At 70.9% G+C, this 2,554-nt stretch carries 2 protein-coding genes; both read left to right on the forward strand.

Translation table 11 applies throughout. The features are described from left to right. On the forward strand, nucleotides 1–1,860 hold a 1,860-nt coding region (locus K206_RS39835; protein WP_020206266.1), incomplete at its 5' end, for a type IV pili methyl-accepting chemotaxis transducer N-terminal domain-containing protein. Between the two features lie 5 nt (nucleotides 1,861–1,865). Next, nucleotides 1,866–2,528 carry a response regulator gene (locus K206_RS0131325; protein WP_020206267.1) on the forward strand — a complete coding sequence of 221 codons (663 nt, stop codon included), beginning with the start codon at nucleotides 1,866–1,868 and terminating at the stop codon, nucleotides 2,526–2,528. Nucleotides 2,529–2,554: the final 26 nt, after the last annotated feature.

Raw genomic sequence — 2,554 nt, forward strand, 5'->3', positions numbered from 1 at the left:
ATTTCCGGCACGCTGTGGCTGTCCTGGCAGCTCGAAGGCGCGGGTGCCGCCATCAACGACGCCGGCAGCCTGCGCATGCGCGCCAACCGCGTCGCCATCGAGCTGGCCAGGGCGCGCGCCGGCGAAAACCATCGCCTCGACGCCGAGATCGGCGGCATGGACGACACCCTGGCGCGCCTGCACCACGGCGACCCGGCGCGCCCGCTGTTCCTGCCCAGCGCGCCGGCCATCCACGCGCAGCTCGAGCGGGTCACGCTCGACTGGAACCGCCGCATCAAGCCCGACGCCCTCGCCGACCTGGGCGCCGAGCCGGGACAGGCCAGCGCCTACCTGCCCGCGCTGTCCTCCTTCGTCGACCAGATCAACCTGCTGGTCAACATGATCGAGCAGGAAAACACCACCAAGACCACCCTGCTGCGGCTGTCGCAGGCCGGGCTGGCGGCGATGGCGTGCATGGGCACGGTGGCCGTCATCTACCTGCTCTACATCTGGATCATCCTGCCGGTGCTGCGCCTGCAGGACGGCCTGCAGCGCATGGCCGCGCGCGAGTTCTCGCTGCGCCTGCCGGTGGAGACGCGCGACGAGTTCGGCATGCTGGCCGGCGGCTTCAACCGGATGGCCGCCGAACTGCAGGGGCTGTACCAGGACCTGGAGGCGCGCGTGTCGCAGAAGACCGCGGAGCTGGCGCGGCACAACCGCGACCTCACCGCGCTCTACGACATGGCCGCCTTCCTCAACATGCCGAACGGCGCCGAGGCGCTCTGCCGCGGTTTCCTGCAGCGCGTGATGAAGCAGTTCGACGCCGACGGCGGCAGCGTGCGCATGATCGACGCCGAGCACAACCAGCTCCACCTGCTGGTGTCGGCCGGCCTCTCCGCGGAGCTCGAGGAGGCCGAGCACTGCATGCAGGCGGATGCGTGCTTCTGCGGCGAGGCCGCGAGCGAATCGGTGGTGCTGATCGAGGACCTCGGCAAGGGCGCGGCGCTGTCCGCCCGCCAGTTCACGCCCGGCACGCGCTTTCGCTGCGCCGGCGAGGGCCTGCCGGGGCTGGCCGTGTTCCGCATCGAGACCCAGCGCGCGGTGCTCGGCACGTTCTCCCTCCACTTCCGCCATCCGCTGCAGCTGCCCGCCTCCGACGTGCGCCTGCTGGAGACGTTCGGACAGCACATCGGCGTGGCGCTCGACCACCTGCACCTGTCGGAGACCGCGCGCCAGCTCGCCGTGGTGGAGGAGCGCAACCTCGTCGCGCAGGGCCTGCACGACAGCATCGCCCAGGGCCTGAACTACCTGAACCTGCAGGTGCAGCTGCTGCAGGACGCGGTCGCGCGCGGCGACGTGGACGAGACCCGCGCGCTGGTGCCGCTGCTGCGCTGCGGCGTCGAGGAAAGCTACCAGGACGTGCGCGAGCTCCTGCTCAACTTCCGCAGCAAGCTCGGGCACGGCGAGCTGCGGCAGGCGGTGGAAGACACGGTGGCGCGCTTCCGGCGCCAGAGCAGCACCGAGCTGGCGCTGGTGTTCAACGACGCCCAGGGCGGGCCGCCCCTGCAGCCGGAGCAGCAGTTGCAGGTGCTGTTCATCCTGCAGGAGGCCCTTTCCAATATCCGCAAGCACGCGCGCGCCGCCCACGCCAGCGTGATCGTGCGCAACGGCCGCGCGTTCAGCATGGTGGTGGAAGACGACGGCGAGGGCTTCGACCCCATGACGCCGGCCGGCGACGACCAGGCCCACGTGGGCCTGCACATCATGCGCGAGCGCGCCGCGCGGCTGGCCGCCAGCCTGCGCATCGTGGCCGCGCCGGGCACCGGCACGCGCGTGGAGCTCGTGCTGCCGCGCCAGGGCCCGGCCCAACCTCTTGAGTGAATACCATGACCATCCGCATCCTCCTGATAGACGACCACACCCTGTTCCGCTCGGGCGTGCGCGCGCTGCTCGCGCGCCAGACCGATTTCGAGATCGTCGACGAAGCGGCCGACGGCGTGGAAGGCGTCAAGCGGGCCAAGCAGCACCGGCCCGACGTGATCCTGCTGGACCTGAACATGCCGGGCCTGTCCGGGCTCGAAACCCTGAAATTCCTGGTGGAAGACCTGCCCGGCTGCGCCGTGGTCATGCTCACCGTGTCCGAGGAAGCCGAGGAGCTGGCCGCGGCGCTGCGCAGCGGCGCGCAGGGCTACCTGCTCAAGAACATCGAGGCGGAAACCCTGACCAGCGCCATCCGCCGCGCCGCGGCCGGCGAGGCGGTAATCTCGCCCGGCATGACGGAAAAGCTGGTCGCGCAGTTCCGCGCGCCCGCCCCGCAGCCCGCGGCGGCGGCCAGCGCCGGCGACAAGGCCCGCCTGACCTCGCGCGAGCACGAGATCGTGCGCGGCCTGGCGCGCGGCGAAAGCAACAAGGAGATCGCGCGCGAGCTGGGCGTGGCGGAAAGCACGGTCAAGATCCACGTGCAGAACATCCTCAAGAAGCTCAACCTGACCAGCCGCGTCCAGATCGCGGTCTACGCGGTCGAGCGCGGGCTGACCGCGCCCGGCTGACCCGGCCATGACCGAAACCGTCATCC

The sequence above is a fragment of the Cupriavidus sp. WS genome (genome assembly GCF_000395345.1).
In the GTDB taxonomy this organism is placed as follows: Bacteria; Pseudomonadota; Gammaproteobacteria; order Burkholderiales; family Burkholderiaceae; genus Cupriavidus; species Cupriavidus basilensis_B.